Origin of the sequence: Mariprofundus aestuarium (assembly GCF_002795805.1) — a bacterium.
GTDB lineage: Bacteria > Pseudomonadota > Zetaproteobacteria > Mariprofundales > Mariprofundaceae > Mariprofundus > Mariprofundus aestuarium.
Genome location: NZ_CP018799.1, coordinates 1,452,327 through 1,467,978, shown reverse-complemented (window position 1 = coordinate 1,467,978; position 15,652 = coordinate 1,452,327). Strand labels below are relative to the sequence as shown.

Annotated in this window: 18 protein-coding genes; 11 read left to right on the top strand and 7 right to left on the bottom strand. The window is 49.9% G+C overall.

Features of this window, described 5'->3' with window-relative positions; genetic code table 11:
- The first annotated feature begins 1 nt into the window (after window position 1).
- The 4 genes from Ga0123461_RS07190 to ald all read left to right on the top strand — a co-directional run bounded on the left by Ga0123461_RS07190 (window position 2) and on the right by ald (window position 2,736).
- Window positions 2-436 (top strand): type II toxin-antitoxin system RatA family toxin, encoded by a 435-nt coding sequence (locus tag Ga0123461_RS07190; protein ID WP_100277710.1) that lies wholly within the window; start codon window positions 2-4, stop codon window positions 434-436.
- The gene (locus tag Ga0123461_RS07185) at window positions 437-745 is read left to right on the top strand and encodes an RnfH family protein (protein WP_100277709.1); all 309 of its coding nucleotides are present in this window, start codon (window positions 437-439) and stop codon (window positions 743-745) included.
- A gap of 149 nt (window positions 746-894) precedes the next feature.
- A complete protein-coding gene (locus Ga0123461_RS07180) occupies window positions 895-1,485 on the top strand; it encodes a peroxiredoxin (RefSeq protein ID WP_100277708.1) in 591 nt (196 codons plus the stop codon).
- Window positions 1,486-1,632: 147 nt separating this feature from the next.
- Window positions 1,633-2,736: an alanine dehydrogenase gene (gene ald, locus Ga0123461_RS07175; RefSeq protein WP_100277707.1), complete on the top strand. Its 1,104-nt coding sequence runs from the start codon at window positions 1,633-1,635 to the stop codon at window positions 2,734-2,736.
- A 34-nt stretch (window positions 2,737-2,770) separates the two neighbouring features.
- On the opposite strand, the gene Ga0123461_RS07170 is transcribed toward ald, so the two are convergent.
- From Ga0123461_RS07170 to Ga0123461_RS07150, 5 genes are all read right to left on the bottom strand, one after another.
- Window positions 2,771-4,420, bottom strand: a complete 1,650-nt coding sequence (locus tag Ga0123461_RS07170) for a peptide-binding protein (protein WP_232710074.1) — start codon at window positions 4,418-4,420, stop codon at window positions 2,771-2,773.
- Between the two features lie 5 nt (window positions 4,421-4,425).
- Window positions 4,426-5,646, bottom strand: coding sequence for a LysM peptidoglycan-binding domain-containing protein (locus tag Ga0123461_RS07165; protein ID WP_100277705.1), 1,221 nt, complete (start codon window positions 5,644-5,646; stop codon window positions 4,426-4,428).
- A gap of 107 nt (window positions 5,647-5,753) precedes the next feature.
- Window positions 5,754-6,071, bottom strand: a complete 318-nt coding sequence (locus Ga0123461_RS07160) for an outer membrane protein assembly factor BamE (RefSeq protein WP_100277704.1) — start codon at window positions 6,069-6,071, stop codon at window positions 5,754-5,756.
- Window positions 6,071-7,030: an ADP-glyceromanno-heptose 6-epimerase gene (rfaD, locus tag Ga0123461_RS07155; protein ID WP_100277703.1), complete on the bottom strand. Its 960-nt coding sequence runs from the start codon at window positions 7,028-7,030 to the stop codon at window positions 6,071-6,073. The genes Ga0123461_RS07160 and rfaD overlap by 1 nt, the downstream gene beginning before the upstream one ends.
- 12 nt (window positions 7,031-7,042) lie before the next feature.
- A complete protein-coding gene (locus Ga0123461_RS07150) occupies window positions 7,043-7,450 on the bottom strand; it encodes a hypothetical protein (protein WP_100277702.1) in 408 nt (135 codons plus the stop codon).
- 196 nt (window positions 7,451-7,646) lie between these two features.
- Here Ga0123461_RS07150 and mdh point away from each other — a divergent pair, with 196 nt between their 5' ends.
- From mdh to Ga0123461_RS07130, 4 genes are all read left to right on the top strand, one after another.
- Window positions 7,647-8,627, top strand: coding sequence for a malate dehydrogenase (gene mdh / locus Ga0123461_RS07145; RefSeq protein ID WP_232710072.1), 981 nt, complete (start codon window positions 7,647-7,649; stop codon window positions 8,625-8,627).
- Window positions 8,628-8,730: 103 nt separating this feature from the next.
- Window positions 8,731-9,894: an ADP-forming succinate--CoA ligase subunit beta gene (gene sucC, locus Ga0123461_RS07140; RefSeq protein WP_100277701.1), complete on the top strand. Its 1,164-nt coding sequence runs from the start codon at window positions 8,731-8,733 to the stop codon at window positions 9,892-9,894.
- A 1-nt stretch (window position 9,895) separates the two neighbouring features.
- Window positions 9,896-10,765 (top strand): succinate--CoA ligase subunit alpha, encoded by an 870-nt coding sequence (sucD, locus tag Ga0123461_RS07135; protein ID WP_100277700.1) that lies wholly within the window; start codon window positions 9,896-9,898, stop codon window positions 10,763-10,765.
- A gap of 68 nt (window positions 10,766-10,833) precedes the next feature.
- Complete coding sequence (locus tag Ga0123461_RS07130; RefSeq protein WP_100277699.1) at window positions 10,834-11,034, top strand: hypothetical protein; 201 nt, start codon at window positions 10,834-10,836, stop codon at window positions 11,032-11,034.
- A gap of 56 nt (window positions 11,035-11,090) precedes the next feature.
- Here the strand turns inward: Ga0123461_RS07130 and Ga0123461_RS07125 are convergent, their stop codons facing one another.
- Window positions 11,091-12,851, bottom strand: coding sequence for a hybrid sensor histidine kinase/response regulator (locus tag Ga0123461_RS07125; protein ID WP_100277698.1), 1,761 nt, complete (start codon window positions 12,849-12,851; stop codon window positions 11,091-11,093).
- 122 nt (window positions 12,852-12,973) lie between these two features.
- On the opposite strand from Ga0123461_RS07125, the gene Ga0123461_RS07120 reads away from it, so the two are divergent.
- Entirely contained in the window at window positions 12,974-13,750 is a 777-nt protein-coding gene (locus Ga0123461_RS07120; protein WP_100277697.1) for an AsmA family protein, read from the top strand.
- A gap of 18 nt (window positions 13,751-13,768) precedes the next feature.
- On the opposite strand, the gene Ga0123461_RS07115 is transcribed toward Ga0123461_RS07120, so the two are convergent.
- A complete protein-coding gene (locus Ga0123461_RS07115) occupies window positions 13,769-14,698 on the bottom strand; it encodes a lipase family protein (protein ID WP_100277696.1) in 930 nt (309 codons plus the stop codon).
- A gap of 155 nt (window positions 14,699-14,853) precedes the next feature.
- On the opposite strand from Ga0123461_RS07115, the gene Ga0123461_RS07110 reads away from it, so the two are divergent.
- Entirely contained in the window at window positions 14,854-15,300 is a 447-nt protein-coding gene (locus Ga0123461_RS07110) for a DUF1841 family protein (RefSeq protein WP_100277695.1), read from the top strand.
- Window positions 15,300-15,644, top strand: a complete 345-nt coding sequence (locus Ga0123461_RS07105) for a hypothetical protein (protein ID WP_100277694.1) — start codon at window positions 15,300-15,302, stop codon at window positions 15,642-15,644. Before Ga0123461_RS07110 ends, Ga0123461_RS07105 begins: the two co-directional genes overlap by 1 nt.
- Window positions 15,645-15,652 lie beyond the last annotated feature (8 nt).

Genomic DNA, 15,652 nt, shown 5'->3' with positions numbered 1-15,652 from the left:
CATGCGTAGTTTTGAAGAGACCCGGGTTATCGCTTGTTGTGCTGAAAAGATGTTCGATGTTGTTATGGATATCCAGGCATACCCGCAGTTTCTGCCGTGGGTGGCCGGTGCGACAGTGCTTACCCGTGAACAGGGAGAGCTGACGGCAGAGCTCGTAGCCGACCTAGCTGGCTCTAGGCACAGCTTTAAAACAGTAGATCGCTTTGTTGTAAACAAACTGATTGAAATTCGTCTTCTTGATGGGCCATTTCGTTTTCTGGAGAGTATCTGGACGTTTGAAGTGGTTGATGAAAACTCATGCAGAGTCCACTTTTCGATTGAATTTGAGTTTCGCAGTATGATGCTTGATATTGTGGCCAGTCCGATTTTCTCTACTGCCTGCAAATCAATGGTGCAGGCATTTGAGCAGCGGGCAATGGCTTTAAAGGGGCTCTGAATGCATGTCAGTGTGGTGTATGCGCTAGCGCATCAACAGTTTATTGAAGAGCTGGATGTTCCTGAAGGTACAACGGCTGAAGAGGCTGTTCGTAGCAGTGAACTGATGGATAAGTGCCCGGAAATTGATCTGGCAGTTCATAAGCTGGGGATATATGCCAAGCTTATTAAGGGAAGCCAGGCGTTGCGGGAGGGTGATCGTGTCGAGATCTACCGCTCACTGCCGCGCAAGCCGCGCAATGCCCATGCGGCAGATGATAAGAAAGCCCGAATCCGGGCCAAGAAAGAGAGAGTTTCAGAAGAGAAATAACAGCGCCCTATCAGAGAGATCATTAGTTCGAAAAAGGTTCGATGCGAACTGACACTGTTTGAGCTGCTTGTTGTTCACATTAAATAGTGCGCCTCAAGCATTCGTATATTAGACTTTACTTATTAATCATTCCGTGGCATAAATCGTGCATGCCTGAGAGGAAACTGCCTGCCAATCATGAGTTGGCTAAAAAAGTTCAGATTGCGATCGTCAAGATTGTACTCGGCATGATTGTAGTTATGGTGATTCCAGCTGTGGTAATGCTCAGCATGATTGTCAATAATGGTAAACCGATTCAGATAGGCAAAGAGGTTCCTGAATTTATTTTGCCGAATCAGCATAACACCAATGTTTCGGTGAAAGACTATCTTGGGCACTGGTGCCTAGTCTATTTCTACAATGAAGGCCGCCCAGAGAGCCTGATTCAGGCTAGGCGATTCAGGGATAACTACAGTAGTTTTCAGGATCTCGACCTGCAGTTGATAGGTATCAGCTACGACTCTGTTCCATCACACCGTGAGTTTTCCGAAAGGTTGAATATCACGCACTCCCTTCTTTCCGATCCCGAAGGGGATATTATTGAAGAGTATTCAGCCAACAGCTCGATGAACCATTTGGCGAGAAACCTCAGCTATCTGATTGACACTCGAGGTATCATCAAACAGGTATATGTGGATTTGCCTCCTGATGAGCATGTTCGCGCTATAGCCGAGGATGTTCACCGGTTCACGCACCTGTAAGCCTGTAAGCGTTCCCCCCCTCTTTTTTTACAGAAATGCTCATTTTTTTATGCCTCTACAGATATCTTCTCATGGTCATGAAAAGAAAAGCTGTTTATATTCATACGGAAATATGTAGTTTAATCTAATCTGTAGCAGGGGTTGTCGATGCGAATTGGAGTGCCCAAAGAGATAAAAAACCGTGAGCACAGGGTCGCGATTACGCCGGAAGGGGTTATGGCGTTGTCAGCTGCCGGACATGAGGTTGTTGTTGAGTCCTCGGCGGGTATCGATAGCTCATTCTCTGATCAGGCCTACCTAGCTGCCGGTGCGTCTGTCGTGGATTCTGCAGGTGAGGTTTGGGGCTGTGAGTTGATTGTAAAGGTCAAGGAGCCTCTACAATCGGAATTCCAACACTTCAGGCCTGACATGACACTGTTTACATTTCTTCATCTGGCGGCCGTGCCCGAACTGGCCAGGGCACTAATGGCAAGCGGTGTTTGTGCCATCGGTTATGAAACCGTCCAGCTTGAATCAGGCAAACTTCCGCTGCTTGCGCCAATGAGCCAGGTGGCAGGCAAGGTTGCTGCGCAACTGGGTGTTCAATATCTGCAAAAAGAAAATGGTACGATATTTCAGGGAGTGGGGCGCCTTCCTGGAGGGATGGGAAGCCTGCCAGCGGCGCGGGTAGTCATTCTTGGGGCAGGCAATGTCGGAATAAATGCTGCCGAGACAGTGGCGTGCCTGGGTGCTGAGGTACTGCTGTTTGAGGCCAATGATGAACGAATTCATAAGCTGCAGCAGACAACGCATAAGAATATTCAGGTGATTCACTACACGCATGAAAATTTACAGCAAATCCTGCCCTTATGTGACCTTCTGATCGGTGCGGCCCTTATTCCGGGTAAACATGCGCCTGTGTTGTTAAAACGTTCTGACGTTGCTCTGATGAAGCAGGGGAGCGTATTTATGGATGTTGCTATTGATCAGGGTGGCATGAGTGAAACAAGCAGGCCAACAAGCTATGAAGATCCGGTGTATGTGGAGGAGGGTGTGCTGCACTGCTGCCTGCCAAACCTGCCAGCAGCCGTTCCCCAGACCAGCACGGCTGCACTAACCCATGCAACACTTCCCTATGTGCGACTTATTGCTGACCTCGGTATTGAGGAGGCGGCAGGTGCAGACAGGGCTCTGAATCTGGGTATCAACATAAGGAATGGAAAAATCATCCACCAAGGTGTGAAAGCTGCGCTATCCCTGTTTAATGATTAGCTGCTCCTCGGCGTGAAGCTGTTACTCAACTTACTCACGGGGTGATAGCTGTAACCTTGTACTTTTGCAATGCACTGGGCACATACCACTTTTCACTGTTATAACCGATGCCTGCGGGTTCGGGCTTAATGCCATGAAAGCGCTTGTGCATGACAGGCAGCGAGTAGGGAGCAAAAAGAAACAGCATCGGCACATCGTTATAAATCTCTTCTTGCATGCGATCATAATGCATTTTTCGCTGATCTCGATCGAAAGTCCTGCGCGCTGAATCCAGGGCAGCATCTACATTGGCGTTGTTATAGGAGAGGAAGTTAAACTGACGCGGTCCTGTCTGTGATGAGTGCCAGATGGTGTATTGATCAGGATCGGGTGAGAGAGACCAACCGAGAATCACGGCATCAAAATTCCGTTTGTTGATAAAGTTCTGAATAAAGGCTGACCACTCAACCAAGCGTACATTCATGGCAATGCCGACCTTTTTCAGCCGCTGTTGCATGATGGCGGCTGCATCAGCGCGCTGTTTGTTGCCATTATTGGTAAGTACGGTGAAAGAGAGGGGCTTGCCGCCCTTGTCGACGATGCCATCGCCATCGGAATCCACCCAGCCGGCATCGACAAGCAGGGTACGGGCCTTCTCCGGATCAAAGGGGCGCGGCTTCAACTTTTCATTTACCCAGAAGGTTCCGGGTTTGTATGGGCTGGCAATCGTTTCCCCGAGCCCCAGTTGAACGCCATCGAGAATCTCCTGCCGGTCAACGGCATAGGCAATCGCCTGGCGTACCCGAATATCATCAAATGGTTCTCGTTTGAGGTTAAAACCGAGGTAGGTGTAAACGAAATCGAGATATTTGTAGCGATTGAAATTGGCTTTCAAGGATTCCCTGGTTTCAAACAGGCGCGAATACTGCATCGGACTCAAACCAACAGAGTCCAGCCTTCCTGACGAGAGTTCAAGGAACTGCGTGGCGCGATCAGGGATAATGCGGGTCAAACGTTCTGTAATCCAGACAGGGCCATCGAAGTAGTTTTCATTGGCGCGCATCAGGATCGACTGCTGGGATTGCCATTCCGCCAGCCTGTAAGGGCCGACGGTGGCTTTGGGCTTGCGTGATAGAGGCGTATCCATGATGTTTTCATGTTCGAATACGTGTTTGGGAAGGATCGCCAGTGACGACCATGATGAGAGTGCCGGAGAGAAGGTCTCATCGTAATGAACGATAAAGGTTTGTAGATCCGGTGCTTCGGCACGTTTGACCAGTATATAGTCCGCCTTGTAGGCACTCTGGGTGCTGTCCGCCTGAATGAGGTTCAGGGTGAACAGGCAGTCAGCCGATGTGAGCGGTTTGCCGTCACTCCAGTGCAGGTCGGGACGAAGGTGGAAGGTGATCGTTCGGTTATCCGCAGAAATTTTCCACGACTCTGCCAGTTGCCCGGTGAGATCAAGGTTTTTGTCATACTTCAGCAGGGAGAGGTAGAGCTGACCCGCGATGGCATGGCTTGAGGCATCGCCGGCAATCATGGGGATCAGATTGGTGGCATCACCAATAGATGCATCAACCAGGCGGTCACCATGTGCCGGTGTATCCTGATATTCAACAAGGGGTGCGCTGGTCGTGGCATCGTCTGATGGGGCTTCATTGCAGCTGGCGAGAAGCAGCAGCGAGAGAAGGACATACCATTTCATGTCAGTCAGCCTGGACGAACTTGAGCCAGAACCCATAACGTGTCACCGGCATGAATATAACTTTTTCGTGAAAGGTTGTTGACCTTGGCTATGGCCTTGACGGTTGTGCCGAATCGGTTGGCTATGCGCCATAGGGAGTCGCCTGCGCGTACACGATAGCGAATGCGGCGATTGGAGGGGATGAGCGGATTGATATTAGCGCTTGCTTTGGCCAGCTGATTAGCAGGGATTTTCAGTTTTTGTCCGATTTTCAGTACGCTGCTGCGCTGATTGAGCTGTTTAACTGATTTGACATCGGTATGGTGGGTTCGTGCAATGCTCCACATGGAGTCGCCTTTTTTTACCGTGGCATATACAAACCTGGGGCCAGCCTGGGAGATGTTATTCTGTATCTTCTCATGCAGCGTTTCAGGCACATGGATGGTGACCGACCTGTTCAGGTATTGCGCCTGATTCAGTGATGGATTGAAGTGGAATATCTCTTCCTTCTCCATGCCACTCAGATTTGCGAGCAGGTGGATATCAACAGGTGGATTGAGAAGTAGAGGTTGAGTTTTAATGGGTTCAGGGAATGTGAGAAATCCATCCTCAAGAAGTCCAGCCAGGCCAATGATGTGTATGACATAATTTTTGGTCACATCAGGCACCGGCAGGGCATCAAGGCCGTCACCAATATCCCACTGCTTATTTCGCAATCGTGCGGCCACGGCATTGGGGCCAAAATTGTAGGCGGCAATGGCAAGTGGCCAGTTATCAAAACGGTCATAAAGCTCTAACAGATATTGTGAGGCTACGTTTGTTGAGCTTTCAATGGCGCGCCTGCCATCAATTTTTTTATCTGGTTTGATCCCAAGCCCTCTGGCTGTTTCTGGCATCAGTTGCCACAGGCCTAGCGCACCGGAGTGGGAAAGGGCATAGGGGTTGTAGGTGGACTCAACGACTGGAATAACCTGTAGTGAAAGTGGCGCCGTCTGCTGTTTAAGACTCTCAACAAGGCGATGGCGAACAAAACGGGAGCGTTTTGAGACCAGATCCCAGCGTTTGGCGTAGTGCTGTTCAGCCACCCTTTTGGCCTCTTTGAGGTCGCTTTCACTGATGCCGTATAACAGTGGTTTGGGAGCAGTGACATACGTTGCAGCCAGATCATTCGAAAGAGCGGCCAGTTGTAACGGCTCGTCTGCTGCCCAGGCAGAGTCTGAAAACAGTAGGCAGACCCCTGCGACCATAAGAGAGCGAAAAAAGTTATTACGCTCACACCTGTTATGGATGAAAAGATTCTTCAAAGATCGCAGATCAAGAAATGAGGGGCAGAGTAGAATAGATCAACCCAGCTCTACTCTTCGCTCTTAAATCCGAAGTGTCGGATGCTCTTAACACGCCATGCATCATCATAGGTGATCTCGGCACCACGCTTGAGCAGGTCGCCACTCTCTTCATCTTCAAACTCTTCGTAGTACATTACACGGCTGGGGTGTAGTGAATGATCGAGCACGGGACTGCCCAACGTCTGTTCTACCTGGAATTTTGTATCACCTACGTTAATACGGAGGATTTTGCCTATTTCCAGCCTGTTACCCTGGTGAATGGGTTCGTGCAGGCAGCCAGAAAGCATAAGGGCGCACAGAGCAAGGATTGAGATAAGGGGTTTCATCAGGCTGTCTCCGCCGGGCCGCGATGGCCATTTTCAAGTAGTGAAATATAGTCTTTCATGCCTCTTTCCAGAGTCCATTCCGGCTTCCAGTTCAGCAACAACTCACTTTCGCTCAGGTCCGCTTCCGTATGCTCCTGATAGAATGAAAACGGGTTGTCAAAATATTCGACATCAAGTTTCAAACCGAGCAACTCTGAGAGATTGGAGACAATATCGTTAAAGCTGCGCGCCTCACCGGAGCCCACATTACATACGCCTGAACGTGGTGCATCTAGGGCGGCAAGGTTGGCTGAAACAACATCGCGGATATAAACAAAGTCACGTTTCTGCTCGCCATATTTAAAGAGGCGGAGCTGTTTGCCCGCTTTTACCTGTTCGTAGAGTTGCAGGATCATCGAGGCGGTTTTATTGCCTTCCCTCTCATTCTTGTGGGTTTCACCTGGGCCGAAAACATTAAAGTAACGCAGGCCGATAATTGGAGCAGAGTGCCGGTCGTACCAGCGACAGGCAATCCGGTCCATGGCAAGTTTAGAGAAGCCGTAAATGTTTTCAGGCTCTTCGCCATGGCCGATGCGGTTGGGGGCAGGTGAGTTACCATAGGTGCCAGCTGAAGAGGCATAGGTTACCCGAGTGCCGGAGAGGCTGCTGGCTTCAAGAATGGAGGCGAATGCATTGGTGTTGACCTCAACCATTAGTCGCTGATCCATTACTGTTGTGTCGGTAATCGCGGCCTGATGATAAATGGCGGAAAAGGCGCCATCGGCTATCTCTTCAAGCAGGAACGGATCATCACAATCGGCAGCACGCACTTCACAATCGACATGGATCAGGTTACGCCAGTCACCGGAAGAGAAGTCATCAACGACGACCACATCGGTTCCCGGTCGCTTAAGCAGCGCCGCAGTAATGTTTGATCCAATGTATCCGGATCCGCCGGTAACCAGAATTCGTTCACTCATGTCTTTCGTCCGTTATCCCTTTGCTTCCGCGCCTTTCCATTGCAATTGCAGCAATGCAAGAGCGCGTGTTGTGGCCTCATTACAGATTTTGTACCCAACCTTGGTGTTAACACGTTCGGTGATCTCTTCAGCGGGTAACTCCCTGATATCGACTTCATTCAAGCCGGCTTCGGCAAAAATACGTGAAATCCAGGAACCGATTCCGGTAAGCTGATTGATTCGTACAATACGAATCAATTCGGCGCAGCGAGCTGGTGTTACCTGATTGCCAGTGGCAACAGAGAGCTCTTCAGGTTTGTCCTCTGAAATAGAGTCGATAGGCCTGCACAGCAGCTTGAAAATGACCCATTCGCTTTCAGCAAGAAAGTTGCGATCTTCGTGCAGTGGGAATGTGCCGGGAAATGCTTTTACATTGCTCATATCGTTACTTTACATCCTTCGGGTGGCTCTGTTTGTTGATTGAAATAGTGAATTTCTTCAGGTGGTGGATGTTACGTTACCAGCCTTTCAGTGCAAGCCATGCTTTGGCGTGAAGTCGTGAGCGCTCCTTTCACTGTAATAATGGAGCGTTATGGCTAGACTATGAACAGCTTATTCACAATAAGGAGGCGGGTCTATGCGCTGGTCTGATATTAACAGTTTGGAAATGTCTGCATTTCATCGGAAAAAGATCACGGTTGTTGGTGCAGGCCATGTTGGTGCGACAGCTGCATTCCTGGCTGCTCAGAAGGAGTTGGCCGACATCGTCCTTATTGATGTTGTTGAGGGAGTGCCACAGGGGAAAGCCCTGGATATGTTCGAATCATCTCCGATTCTGGGGTTTGATGCATCGGTGATCGGTACCAATGACTATGCAGATACGGCCAATTCAGACCTGGTCATCATTACGGCAGGAATAGCCAGAAAACCGGGTATGAGTCGTGATGACCTTCTTTTGATCAATGCCAAAATCATCGCCGATGTAACTCAGAATATCGTTAAATACTCTCCCAGTTGTATTATTCTGGTTGTGACCAACCCGCTGGATGCGATGGTCTATACCGCACTGAAGGTGTCCGGATTCCCCAAGCATCGTGTGATCGGTATGGCAGGTGTTCTTGATTCGGCTCGTATGCGTGCATTTATTGCACAGGAACTAAATGTTTCGATCAATAATGTGACCGCTTTTGTGCTTGGTGGACATGGCGATACGATGGTGCCATTGGCACGATATTCTACGGTTGCCGGCATTCCGATCACTGAGCTTCTGGAGAAGGAGCGGGTGGACGCTATTAGCCAGCGAACGGCTGACGGAGGTGCAGAGATCGTCAACCTGTTGAAGACCGGCTCGGCATTTTACGCCCCGGGAGCATCGGTGGTGCAGATGGCAGAGGCGATCATCCGGGATAATAAAAGGATATTGCCGTGCTGTGCCTACCTTGAGGGTGAATATGGCGTAAATGGTTATTATCTTGGTGTGCCCTGCAAGCTTGGAGCCGGTGGCCTTGAAGCGATTGTAGAGCTTGATCTCTCCCCAGAGGAGTCTGCCGGGCTTGATCACTCCATGCAGGCTGTTGCTGAGCTTGTGAAGACGGTGGACGGTTTCGGTCTCTATTGAAGATTCACTGATTGACCTTCATCATTTGCCACTATCAATTGACTCAGTACCTGATGCAGTACTAACGGTGTGCTGAGTCTGTGCTCCTTGGGAGGAGATACCTTTGAATATTCATGAATATCAGGCTAAAGCCATTCTCAATGAATTTGGGGTGCCGGTTCCGCGTGGAAAGCTTGCGCTTAGCGTTGATGAGGCAGTTGCAGCCATGGATCAGCTTGGCGGAAAGATTTGGGTGGTGAAGGCCCAGATTCATGCCGGTGGGCGGGGTAAGGCCGGTGGTGTTCGCCTCTGCCGATCTGCAGCTGAAGTAAAAGCTGCAGCAGAGGATCTGCTGGGGTCGGTATTGGTGACTAAACAGACAGGTGAGGCTGGAAAACAGGTTAATCGCCTCTACGTTGAAGAGGGGTTGGATATCGAGTCTGAATTTTATCTGAGCCTGCTTGTGGATCGTGAAACAGAAAAGGTCGCATTTGTTGTCAGTCCTGCCGGTGGTATGGATATCGAAGAGGTGGCGGCAACAACACCTGAAAAAATTCTCACGCTAGCTGTAGCTGGTGATCAGGTCTCTGAAAGTGAAAGCCGAACAATAGCAACATTTCTCGGTCTGGAAGGAATGCAGGTTGAAGCCTGTGCGACGCTTCTGGCAAAACTGCACCGTACATTTTGTGACAAAGATGGTTCCATGCTGGAGCTGAATCCTTTAATCGTGACAGGTGATGGTGACCTGGTGGCTCTGGATGCCAAGTTTGTTGCTGATAGTAATGCACTCTACCGGCATCCGGAGATCGTGGACTTGCGTGACCTAGATGAGGAGGACCCGCGTGAAATCGAGGCCTCTCAGTTCGGCCTGAACTATATTGCGCTGGATGGACATATCGGCTGCATGGTTAATGGTGCCGGGCTTGCTATGGCAACGATGGATATTATCCAGCTTAAAGGTGATAAGCCCGCCAACTTTCTTGATGTCGGTGGTGGCGTCACGGTCGATGCAGTCTGCGAGGCATTTAAGTTGCTGTTCAGCGACAACCATGTGAAAGCGGTGCTGGTGAATATTTTCGGCGGCATCGTGCGTTGTGATGTGATCGCTCAGGGTCTGCTTGAAGCCATTGAAACCCACCCGATGAATGTGCCGGTGGTGATGCGTCTGGTTGGCACCAATGAGGAAGAGGGGCGTAAGCTGGTGAAAGACGCAGGGCTGGATGTGCGCTGGGCCAACGATCTTGATCAGGCTGCTGAATTTGCAGTAGCTGCTGCGAAGGGGTTATAAAATGGGCGTGCTTCTAGATAAACATACACGTGTGATCTGTCAGGGTTTTACAGGTAAACAGGGGAGCTTTCACTCCAGTCAGATGATCGACTACGGCACCTTCTTTGTCGGTGGTGTGACACCGGGTAAAGGCGGCCAGACTCATCTGGATCGGCCTGTTTTTAACTCTGTAGCCGATGCGGTTGAGCAGGAGGGGGCTGAGGCCACCGTTATCTTTGTGCCGCCCCGTTTTGCCGCCGATGCGATCATCGAAGCTGCCAATGCAGGCATCAAACTGATCTGTTGTATCACGGAGGGTATCCCCGTGCTCGATATGCTGCGGGTGAAGCGAGAGATATCCAACAAACCCTGCACACTTATCGGGCCAAACTGTCCGGGTATTATCACGCCGGGAGAGGCGAAAATCGGTATTATGCCGGGGCATATTCATCTGCCGGGCAGGGTGGGCGTGATTTCTCGGTCCGGTACGTTGACCTATGAGGCTGTTGCGCAATTGACAGAGACAGGGCTGGGGCAGAGTACCTGCATCGGCATGGGCGGTGACCCTATTCACGGTCTTGATTTCATCGATGCTCTGAAGTTGTTCGAGGCCGATGAGAAGAGTGAGGGTGTAATCATGATCGGTGAAATTGGCGGTTCAGATGAAGAGCATGCCGCCGAATATATTCGCGACGCTATCAGCAAGCCTGTCGTGGCCTTTATTGCCGGTGCAACCGCACCGAAGGGCAAACGCATGGGCCATGCCGGGGCCATTATATCCGGAGGCAAGGGGACTGCTGAGGCCAAGTTTGCAGCACTTGATGCGGCTGGAGTAACCGTTGAACGCAACCCGACACTGCTGGGCAGGCGTATGCTGGAACTGTTATCCTGACTCTATAAAAGTCACCTGAATACAAACAGTTATCATTTTATGCTACACTAGAATCAGAGGTGGCAGAGATGGATGGTGCGAAATCAATCTTTCCAAAGGGCGATGCGATGCGGCTGGCTATTCGCTGGATTTCGGAAATGCACCAATACGATGTTGAGGCCATTGAAGAGGCGTGTCGCCGCTACGATCTTTCTCCCATTGAGGAGGAGTTCCTGCTTAAATATTTTTTGAATGCTGATCATAAAATTAAAATAGTGAAGGGGACATAATAGTTCCTCTACTCTGTCATCCTCTGCGTTACCTGAAAGAGATGTTTTCTTATTGCTTATCCACCGTTGTGGGTCAGCTTGTTTACAAGACTGATTAAGTCGGCTGTTTTGAAAGGCTTGTTTAGCAACAGGCTCGTCTCATTATCTAGAATTTCACTGGTTTTATCTTTCGGGGCATCATAGCCAGTAATGAAAATAACAGGTAGTTCTGGATAGCTTTTTCGCATCTCAAGTACGCTGTCCACGCCATCCATCTTGGGCATGACTATGTCGCTGATTACCAGTGAGATATCGTGCTGGTGGGCATGGAACTTCTCAAGTGCGTCAATGCCGTCGGTGGCCTGAATCACCATGTGGCCGAAGCTTTCAAGCAAGGATGCAACCGTTTGGCGCACTTCTTCTGCATCATCGGCTACCAGAATCGCACCTGTATAGTTTGCTGTGCTTCGACTCTCAGCTTCCAGCTTCTCTTCTTCCTTTGAGGGTTGGGAAAGTGGCAGGCATATCTTGAATGTTGTTCCTTTGGAGAAGGTGCTGCTTACATGAATGGAGCCGTTATGCGAGTTGATTATCCCATGCGCGGTAGATAAGCCGAGCCCTGTCCCCTGTCCCACCTCCTTGGTGGTAAAAAAGGGCTCGAATATCTTATCCAGATCGCTTGAGTTGATACCTGTTCCCGTATCACGAATTTCCAGGCAGGCGATTTTATTACAGTGGATATGACAAGAGCCATGATCATTGCAGCTCTCAGGGCTGCTCGGGTAGAGGCTAATATTGATAACCTTGGTTTCACTGCTGTTTACGGCATCACGGGCATTGTTGATCAGGTTGATGATAGCCTGTTTGATGTGCGTCTGATCTGCAAATACGGTCATTGGCTCGCTGGAGAGGTCAAGATTGACCTCCACATCCTCGGGAATACCAATCTGGGCTGTGGCTACTGCGTCCTTAACCGCAGAAACTAAATGAATTTTTTCCTTCTCATGTTGGGACTCCCTTGAAAAGGCGAGCAGCTGCTTGACCAAGTGGGCCGCATCGAACGAGAGGGTTTGTATATCATTCAGGTTATCAGTGACTGCAGTCGGTGCATTGCTTTTCTTTGCCTTCATCTGGGCTAAATAGGCCTTCCCAGATATGGCAGCCAGCAGGTTATTGAAATTGTGGGCAACGCCACCGACCAGGGTACCAATTGCCTCCAGTTTTTGTGTTTGCAGCAGGGCGCTCTCCACCCGTTTTTGTTCGGTCAGGTCTGAGAAGACGCCAACAAGAAATTTTGTAGTGCCGTCTTCACCAGGTATAGCTCTGACATCCAGTGCCTCAGGATAGAGCTCGCCGTTTTTTCGTCTATTCCACAGCTCGCCCTTCCACTGACCTCTGCTCTGGATCGAGCCCCACATTCGCCTATAAAAGTTAGCATCCTGTTTTCCGGACTGCAGTATGTTCGGGTTTTTTCCGATCGCTTCATCATGCGAATAGCCGGTGATATCGGAAAACGCCTGATTCACATAGATAATCTCTCCATTCGGGCGGGTGATGATGACGCTCTCGCCAGCTCCCTGCAGGGCTTCGGCAAGCATCTCGATCTTCTGCTGGTCTTTCCTGAAGCGCTTCAGGATCGGTAGGTAGACGAAACGGAAGAGTGGGTAGACCGATAATAAAATGAGCAGGAGGCCATCCAGGATTGCCTCAGTAAGAGGGTGGAGGGTGCCGTGGATGGTGGCTTCGAAAATCATCATGTCGACCACTTCCGCGACCAGGATGATAGCTGTCAGCCGGAGGACACAGTTGAGATAAAAATAACCTTCCTTCTGACTCATGAATCACCGCTCCATATTTTATTGATACCGAATCTACATTCTATCGCGCCAATTCCAAAGAATATTAGGGGGGAAACTCTGCTATACTTGTTTTAGCACTTTGTAATGAACAGGAGGTCATCATGAAAAAGGTATTGATTGGTGTGGTGGGCATCGCCCTGATTGTTGTTGGTGGGCTAGCGTTTCTCTGGTCCAATCTGGATAGCATTGTGAAAGATGCCATTCAGACCTACGGCTCTGAAGCCACGAAAACGGCAGTTCGCGTAGCAGAAGTGAAGATTAAACTGGAGTCGGGTTCAGGTAGTATTAAAGGCCTTACTGTCGGCAACCCCGCCGGTTTTGCAAACCCAAACGTGTTTGAACTTGGTATGATCAGCACTAAAATCGACACATCCACGGTGACAAAAAATCCGGTTATTATCGATGAAATAATTATCTCTTCGCCTGCGGTTGTCTATGAAATCAACAAATCAGGTGTGTCCAACGTTGACGTGCTGAAAAAGAATCTCGGGCAGAGCGCTGGCGGATCGAGCGAGTTCTCGGCAAGCAAAGGAGGCGATGAACTGAAGCTTATCATTCGCAAGCTGGTGGTTGAGGGCGGACAGGCCACGGTGCGTATCGCATCTCTTGGTGACAAGGATCAGATAGTGAAATTGCCGAGGATTCAACTGACTGATGTCGGCAAAAAGAGCGGAGGAGCAACAGCAGCAGAGGTAGCCCAGATTCTCTCTTCGAAGATGCTGAAAAATGTGCAGGACTCAGTTGTCAAAATCGGGGTGAGCCAATATCTCGGTAAATCGGCCGATGCATTGAAGAGTGGCGCAATCGACAAAGCCAAAGGAAGTATTGGCGGGGCAACCGGAGGTGCTGGTGCACTAAAGGGGCTGCTCGGAAATTAGTGTTAAAAGGCCACGTTTTTACTCCATGTCATTGAGATGGTTGTTCCATATGTATACGGCATAGTAGATCGGGGCGTGATCGTTCAGGTAGTCGACAGGGATGGCACTCAAGTTGCCATGACTCCAGCTATTCAGGACCTCGCCTAGATAGCCCAAGTGACCTGTGATGCGGCTCTTCATGGTGATCCAGCGTGTCGGGTTGTCGTGGATATGCCCTGTGTCATCAATATATTTTAGCAGACCGACATGCTGGTAGCTGATCGCTGGCGGAACCATTGTCACGATATCGTTGTTGTTTACAAAGCGGTATGCAGTTGTCTCAAACTTCCAGGCGAATTCGCGATCGCCGACGCGGGGGGAGCCGAAGGTGTAAAGCCCCTGAGCTTCGGGGAAACGATCTGCTGCTAGAGTGGCAAGTGCAGCACCCAGACTGTGACCTGTAAACCATATTTTCAGCTCCGAATTGGCTTCAGTGATAGTGTTAATATGTTCGAGTAAATTATGGCTGTTGCAATCCCCCCTGTTCCATACCTGATCCAGCGCATTTTTGAACCCGGAGTGGACCTGGCCTCTCTCATCGTTGTTTGTTAGCGGTAGATTCAGGTCGGTGAGAATATCCTGAACTTCACCGACCTCAGTGCCGCGAAAGCAGACGATGGCAAAGTTATCGTTATGCGCCACAAAACATTGGGTGCCGTTATTCTCGAAGAAGCGGGTCTGAGGCAGTCCGGCACTGGCCAGAGCCTGCGATACAAAAGCGTGATCGCGGACATAAGCAAGCAGTGAGCATTCCGCCAGCCACCAGGCATTGACCGACTGGAATTTATTGCTGTTATGTCTGAACGACTGGCTTTCAGCATCTTTGAAATAATGATACGTGCTGTTCGGCGCAAAAAGGCCATGGAAAGAAAGATCGGTCGGTAACGGTTTTGCTTTAAGGCTGCCCATTTATACCTCAGGAAACGTTAGAACTATCTCTTATCATAGATGCCTGTTTGGAAACTGCCAAATCGTCATCAATTTCAACTCGAGATGTAAAGGCTGTGCGTTTATCATTGCCGTGATCGTGTTACAGTTTCGCCAGATGATGAAAGGGAGATCGAATGACTGAACAGAACGGGCCGAGCAGGGAGCAGCTCAGGGCACATCGGCAAATTTTCTGGGATGCATGGCATAAGGCGCAGGCTGACCTGCCACTTAATGCACTTGAAGTGCGCATCGCACGTGTGATTCAGATGCACCCTGAACACCATCACTTCTTTGATGATATGGAAGATTTTCTCGAACGCGACTTTCAGGTTGATGATGGCATGAATCCATACCTGCACCTCTCCCTGCATCTGGCCATTGAGGAGCAGCTGGCGACCAAACATCCGCCGGAAGCAGCCAATGCCATGGTACATATGATGACGGTGAAAAAGATGGATCGCCACGATGCCCTGCACAAGCTTCTAGAGATTCTTGCTGAAACCGTTTACTACGCCCAGCGTGCTGGTCGTGAGCCGGATGTGGAAGCTTATGCCCGGCGTATGAAGGAGCTTGCTGCCTGATGTTTAGAAACCTGCTTGTTTCGATCGTCTTTTTTATCGGTCCCGCACTGCTGCTGTTTATCGCACGCAATATGGTGCTGATAGGGCTGTTGTGGTTGAAGAATCGTCACAAGAGAGAGCTTGAGCACAAGATCATTGATGTCACCCCGATTCATAATCACATTCATCCGAACTGGTTTGTCATTATTGTTGTAATCATCAGTCTGACGTGTGCGGTAACTGTGTTTATCGAGCTGCAGAAGACGGATGATGTTGATCCGCAGCAGTATGTGCCGGCCTACACCGATGATTCGGGCAAGATTATTCCGGGCCACTGGGAACCGAAAGCGCCGAAAGCTGATTGACCGGCTTT

Coding starts and splice junctions, on each gene's coding strand:
- Ga0123461_RS07190 (WP_100277710.1), top strand. CDS start 2: ATGCGTAGTTTTGAAGAGACCCGGGTTATCGCTTGTTGTGCTGAAAAG.
- Ga0123461_RS07185 (WP_100277709.1), top strand. CDS start 437: ATGCATGTCAGTGTGGTGTATGCGCTAGCGCATCAACAGTTTATTGAA.
- Ga0123461_RS07180 (WP_100277708.1), top strand. CDS start 895: ATGCCTGAGAGGAAACTGCCTGCCAATCATGAGTTGGCTAAAAAAGTT.
- ald (WP_100277707.1), top strand. CDS start 1,633: ATGCGAATTGGAGTGCCCAAAGAGATAAAAAACCGTGAGCACAGGGTC.
- Ga0123461_RS07170 (WP_232710074.1), bottom strand. CDS start 4,420: ATGAAATGGTATGTCCTTCTCTCGCTGCTGCTTCTCGCCAGCTGCAAT.
- Ga0123461_RS07165 (WP_100277705.1), bottom strand. CDS start 5,646: ATGGTCGCAGGGGTCTGCCTACTGTTTTCAGACTCTGCCTGGGCAGCA.
- Ga0123461_RS07160 (WP_100277704.1), bottom strand. CDS start 6,071: ATGAAACCCCTTATCTCAATCCTTGCTCTGTGCGCCCTTATGCTTTCT.
- rfaD (WP_100277703.1), bottom strand. CDS start 7,030: ATGAGTGAACGAATTCTGGTTACCGGCGGATCCGGATACATTGGATCA.
- Ga0123461_RS07150 (WP_100277702.1), bottom strand. CDS start 7,450: ATGAGCAATGTAAAAGCATTTCCCGGCACATTCCCACTGCACGAAGAT.
- mdh (WP_232710072.1), top strand. CDS start 7,647: ATGCGCTGGTCTGATATTAACAGTTTGGAAATGTCTGCATTTCATCGG.
- sucD (WP_100277700.1), top strand. CDS start 9,896: ATGGGCGTGCTTCTAGATAAACATACACGTGTGATCTGTCAGGGTTTT.
- Ga0123461_RS07130 (WP_100277699.1), top strand. CDS start 10,834: ATGGATGGTGCGAAATCAATCTTTCCAAAGGGCGATGCGATGCGGCTG.
- Ga0123461_RS07125 (WP_100277698.1), bottom strand. CDS start 12,851: ATGAGTCAGAAGGAAGGTTATTTTTATCTCAACTGTGTCCTCCGGCTG.
- Ga0123461_RS07120 (WP_100277697.1), top strand. CDS start 12,974: ATGAAAAAGGTATTGATTGGTGTGGTGGGCATCGCCCTGATTGTTGTT.
- Ga0123461_RS07115 (WP_100277696.1), bottom strand. CDS start 14,698: ATGGGCAGCCTTAAAGCAAAACCGTTACCGACCGATCTTTCTTTCCAT.
- Ga0123461_RS07110 (WP_100277695.1), top strand. CDS start 14,854: ATGACTGAACAGAACGGGCCGAGCAGGGAGCAGCTCAGGGCACATCGG.
- Ga0123461_RS07105 (WP_100277694.1), top strand. CDS start 15,300: ATGTTTAGAAACCTGCTTGTTTCGATCGTCTTTTTTATCGGTCCCGCA.